The organism is Neobacillus drentensis, from assembly GCF_036965645.1.
GTDB classification, from domain to species: Bacteria; Bacillota; Bacilli; order Bacillales; family Cytobacillaceae; genus Neobacillus; species Neobacillus drentensis_D.
In genome coordinates, this window is record NZ_JBALPZ010000125.1 from 50,796 (window position 1) to 55,479 (window position 4,684).

The window sequence follows — 4,684 nt, forward strand, 5'->3', positions numbered from 1 at the left end:
CTTCGGACAAGGTCGAGGCAAAAAGAAGAGAGTACTGTCCGAACATGGGCCGGCTTCGGACAAGGTCGAGGCAAAAAGAAGAGAGCCCTGTCCGAACCCGGGCTGGCTTCGGACAAGGGAAGGCAAAAAAATGAGAGCCCTGTCCGAACTCGGGTCGCCTTCCGACAAGAGAAGGCAAAAAGAAGAGAGTCCTGTCCGAACAAGACTCAGCTTTAGACAGGAGAAAGCAAAAAAATTATAGCCCTGTCTGAACCCGGGCCGCCTTCGGTCCAAGGCAAAACACAAAAACATACTCAAGCCCAAAGCTAAAATTCATACTTATTTATAATAGGTATCACTAGTAACACCATACGCAGTAAAGTGTTTCTTCAAAGCTCTAGAAAATGTCCTTTTATTTAAACCCACATTGCACCACTCATAAATACTTTGAGTCGTTATCTTACGATCAGGAAACAAAAGCATTAATTCCTTCGTATGCCGTAAAATAGCTTCCTCAATCTTTTCATGACATCCACACTTTTCGCAAACAAATTCATTATTTTTAATAGAAACCTCAAAAGACATACAAATTTTACAATAAACTCCTTTTTTAAGCTGTTCATAATTATATTTAGGCAAAATCGTAAATGGATTTTTTGTCTGATGTAATGAAATGAGCGTCTGGGCTAGTTTTTTATGTCCGTCATTCAACTTAGAAGGAGTTTTATTTAAATCATTAAAAAAACGATTTAACTGGGTTGGTAAAATAATAGGTAGCTCCATGGGGGCTCGATATAAAGTAAATTCAGGATTGATAAAAATAACGGAAGCTTCCACGAGGTAATTAAGCTTGAGGGTTTGGAGAAGTTGGCGGAGTAGACTTGCACTCCTTTTTAACTGAACAATCGGATTTTTATATTCACGATCGTTCTTTACGGCAATCAGTTTATCTGATTCTAAGTAAAAATCACCTTGAAAATTTTTCACATCTAATAAATGAATTACTCCTTGTGAAATTATCAAGCTATCAATTTGAAAATAGGAGTTGTTTACTTTAAGGAACAAGTCATTTATGATATACCTTTCTTCCTGAAGACTTTCTGCAAAGAGGTCAAATTTCACTTCGCCTTCGAAGCCTTTTTCCAAGCTTAAATAGTGCCATTTTTCTTCGTCTGCTAATTCCATTCGTGCATTTAAAAATCTCATCATCAATAATTCATATGACTCTGATCTGCCTTTGAGTAGCATATGCCACTTCCTTTCTTAAGCTCTAAATTCATTTTATAAAAAAATATCAAGCTGCCAATAACGAGATATGAATATTCTGTTACACTTAAATTATTTTTTAAATATCACTTTAGGAGCTCCTAAATTACCATTTATTAGTCACAAAACCAATTCTCACAATATAAAAAAAACTCGCCGTCGATCGAAACTTGGCGAGTTTAGTACAGACCTTAAATAAAATTCCTCACATTATTATTCCGGTTAAACTTATATATCGCAATCATGAAGAACACGAGAGCGAAGGCCAATAAGGTTACCAGATTCAAGGACAAACTGCTAAGTGTATGTCCTTTTTGCAGCTCAGAAATGGTGTCGAGAAGCCACCTTTGCGGCAGAAAAGATGCAATTTTTTGTGCTGCCTTTGGCATGATTTCCACTGGCCAGAAGCAGCCAGCTAACAGACAGGTAGGTGTCATAATTAGATTTTGCAAGGCGCTTGCGGAATTCGAGTTAGTGGCAAAGGCAGTAATGACCAATGATAAACCGACAGAGACAAGCGAGAAAAACATCATCACACCGATCATTTCCCAGTAGGGGATCCCGGCTGAGATCCCAAAGACTTTCGTCATAACCGTCAAGGTCACAACGACTTGAATGGTCATAATGATCATATTGACAATCACATTAGAAAGAACATACTTTTTTCCATCAATTGGTGCCGACATAATCCGGAAATAGGTGCGGTTTTCTTTTTCTTTTAAAATCAATTCAGAAAGTCCGCCTGCAGAGTTGAGCATAACCATCAGCAGAAAACCAATCGTTTGAATGGTCATATCGTTGTTATTAGATGTATCTTTTACAGAATGGGTAGATACTTTAAACTCTGAATTTTGGTAATTTTGATAGAGAGTATTAAACACCGTTACATCCCCGTTGGCAGCAGTGCGTAAGGACGAAAGATTACCAATATAATTGTTAAGGTAGGCCTTAATGTAAGTCGTGACCTGTGCCCCTTTAATCGATACAATCTGCACTTGAGGCTTCTCGCCGTTCATAATCGCTTGAGAAAAACCTGGTTCGAGGATAATCACGCAATCCAGGGCGCCGGAAGCGATTTTATTTTTGACCTCAGATTCTGCTAGTTTACTTGTTTTTACATTATTTAATCCGCTTATAAACCTGCTGGTATTTTTCGAAATCGTCGTCTGATCTAGGTCGACAATCCCGGTATTGAGATAGGAGGGTCCAGTATTGCCATACGCCATGAAGGCAATAAAGATGCCCAGTAATGGCACGAGTACATAAGCGAAAATTCTCCGCTTGTTTAAAAAGATGGAGCGTAATGAATTGGCCGCCAGCCACATGATTTCTTTCATTCTAGAGACCCTCCCGTTTTCTGAATGCAACAATCGCAACCATCAGGAAAACAATCGCGATGCCTATATTCAATGAAATGGCAGGCAGTGCCGCTGATAGATCATTGTTATAAATAATTTTTGTCAACGCATCCCTTGCCCATGTTAGTGGGGACAAATTCATCATGATTCTCAGAAACCCGTCGGCGTTGTCAATCCTGAAATACGCCCCGCCAAAAAAGGCAGCAAGCTGCAGGACGATCATGACAATGGTTTGCATACCTTGATCTGTTTTAATGATGTAGCTAAGGCCGAGCCCAAAGCTGACGGCAAGGAATACGAGTGTGAACAGAATGAGCACTACCATTCCAAGATGGCTGCCCCAGTTGGCTCCAAAAACAAAACGGCTGAAGGCCATTACCAGTAAGATGCATACAAAGTTAATTCCGATTCCCCCTAGAATTTTGCCAAGGAAAATTTCCATTTTATTGATAGGTGCAATGGCGAGCCGAATGGCTGTGTTCCGTCGTCTTTCTCCTCGGATCAGGGAGCTGGCGGAAATGGCACTGTATAAGGCGATCATTGTCGTCATTGCCATCGCATAATAATCCATTGACCCTGGTGCTTTATCTGCGTTAAAGGAGGTTTCTTTTACATAGTCGCTCGAGGTACTGGCTAATACGGCTTGCACTTGTTCCGGTTTTTCCTTTGCTACCTCGGTGATCAAATTGTATTTATCGGTAAAAGCAGTCAGCATGCCTTCAACCATACTTGCCTGGACGCTGTTCCGCTCACTGCCGTAAAATTGGATTCCTTGATCTGTGACTTCCACATAGGCATCGTAATGGTTTTGCGTAACTTCAAGTTTTCCATTTGTACTTTTAGAAGCTTTTGAGAAATGAATGTCCTGCCTTTTGGCTTCTTTTATAAAATTATGGAATGGGGCAGAGAAGCTATTGTCATTTTTTTCGGTATATAACACATTGATTTTTCCAATTTTAATGCTTTTGTCAAAAGTATTAGACAAGGCAGTTCCGAGAATCAGCATCAGTACGATCGGGAAGGCCAGCATAAACACTAGCGTCCTAGTGTCTCGGATATTGCGTTTGAATTCATTAAGAGCAATATTGATGATATTCATAGTGGGTCTCCTCCTAATCTCTTAAATTTCTGCCCGTTAAAGTAAGAAAGACGGTTTCAAGGTTTGGGGCCTGCTCTTGCAGCGAGCGGATTTCCATCCCTCTATTGATGAAGAACTGGATAATTTGATTTAAGTTGTTGATTTCTGATTGAGAGTTTATTTTTACAACATTTTCCTCGATGGTAACAGAATTCACTCCTTTGATCTCCATTAATGACGGTTCTTCAAGGTTTTCCGTGTTTTTCAGTTCAATCCAAAGGTCCTTAGTATCCGTAATAATTGCTTTTAATTGCTCCTTTGTTCCTTCCGCAATCACCTTACCATGGTCGACGATGGCAATCCGCGAACAGATTTCTTCCACCTCTTCCATATAGTGGCTCGTGTAAATGACGGTACAGCCCATGTCGTTCAACTTGCGGACAGAGGTTAAAATGTAGTTTCGTGATTGTGGATCAATGCCGACAGTTGGTTCATCCATAATAATCAGCTTTGGACGGTGAGCAATTGCACAAGCGATATTCAATCTGCGTTTCATCCCGCCGGAAAAGTTCTTAGGATAGCTCTTTTGCTTATCTAGCAGCCCGACAAACTCCAGTGCCTCTTCGACCCTTTCTTTCAACTCTATGCCGCGCAGTCCATATAGTCCTGCAAAAAATCTTACATTCTCGTATGCTGTCATATCCTCATAAATCGCCAAGTCTTGCGGAACAATCCCGATATTTAGTTTGGCATATTTACTGTGTGAAGCAATATTCTTACCAAGGATATGGATTTCCCCGCTGTTATTTCGCAGGAGACCTGAAATCATATTAATGGTAGTACTCTTACCGGCTCCATTGGATCCAAGGAACCCGAAAATTTCACCCTCTTGAATGGTTAAAGACATATTATCAACAGCAATAAAATCGCCAAATTTCTTCGTTAAATTCTTAATCTCCAACACGTTCATAAAATCACCTCATAGGGGATGGTGCCTGACACC

General features: G+C 40.3%; 4 protein-coding genes. All 4 read right to left on the bottom strand.

Annotation, left to right across the window (positions count from 1 at the left end):
- Positions 1-318: 318 nt before the first annotated feature.
- Positions 319-1,227, bottom strand: a complete 909-nt coding sequence (locus V7266_RS22155) for an NERD domain-containing protein (protein WP_335471041.1) — start codon at positions 1,225-1,227, stop codon at positions 319-321.
- A gap of 209 nt (positions 1,228-1,436) precedes the next feature.
- A complete protein-coding gene (locus V7266_RS22160; RefSeq protein ID WP_335471044.1) occupies positions 1,437-2,582 on the bottom strand; it encodes an ABC transporter permease in 1,146 nt (381 codons plus the stop codon).
- A gap of 1 nt (position 2,583) precedes the next feature.
- Entirely contained in the window at positions 2,584-3,702 is a 1,119-nt protein-coding gene (locus V7266_RS22165; protein ID WP_335471045.1) for an ABC transporter permease, read from the bottom strand.
- A gap of 13 nt (positions 3,703-3,715) precedes the next feature.
- Positions 3,716-4,651 carry an ABC transporter ATP-binding protein gene (locus tag V7266_RS22170; protein ID WP_335471048.1) on the bottom strand — a complete coding sequence of 312 codons (936 nt, stop codon included), beginning with the start codon at positions 4,649-4,651 and terminating at the stop codon, positions 3,716-3,718.
- Positions 4,652-4,684: the final 33 nt, after the last annotated feature.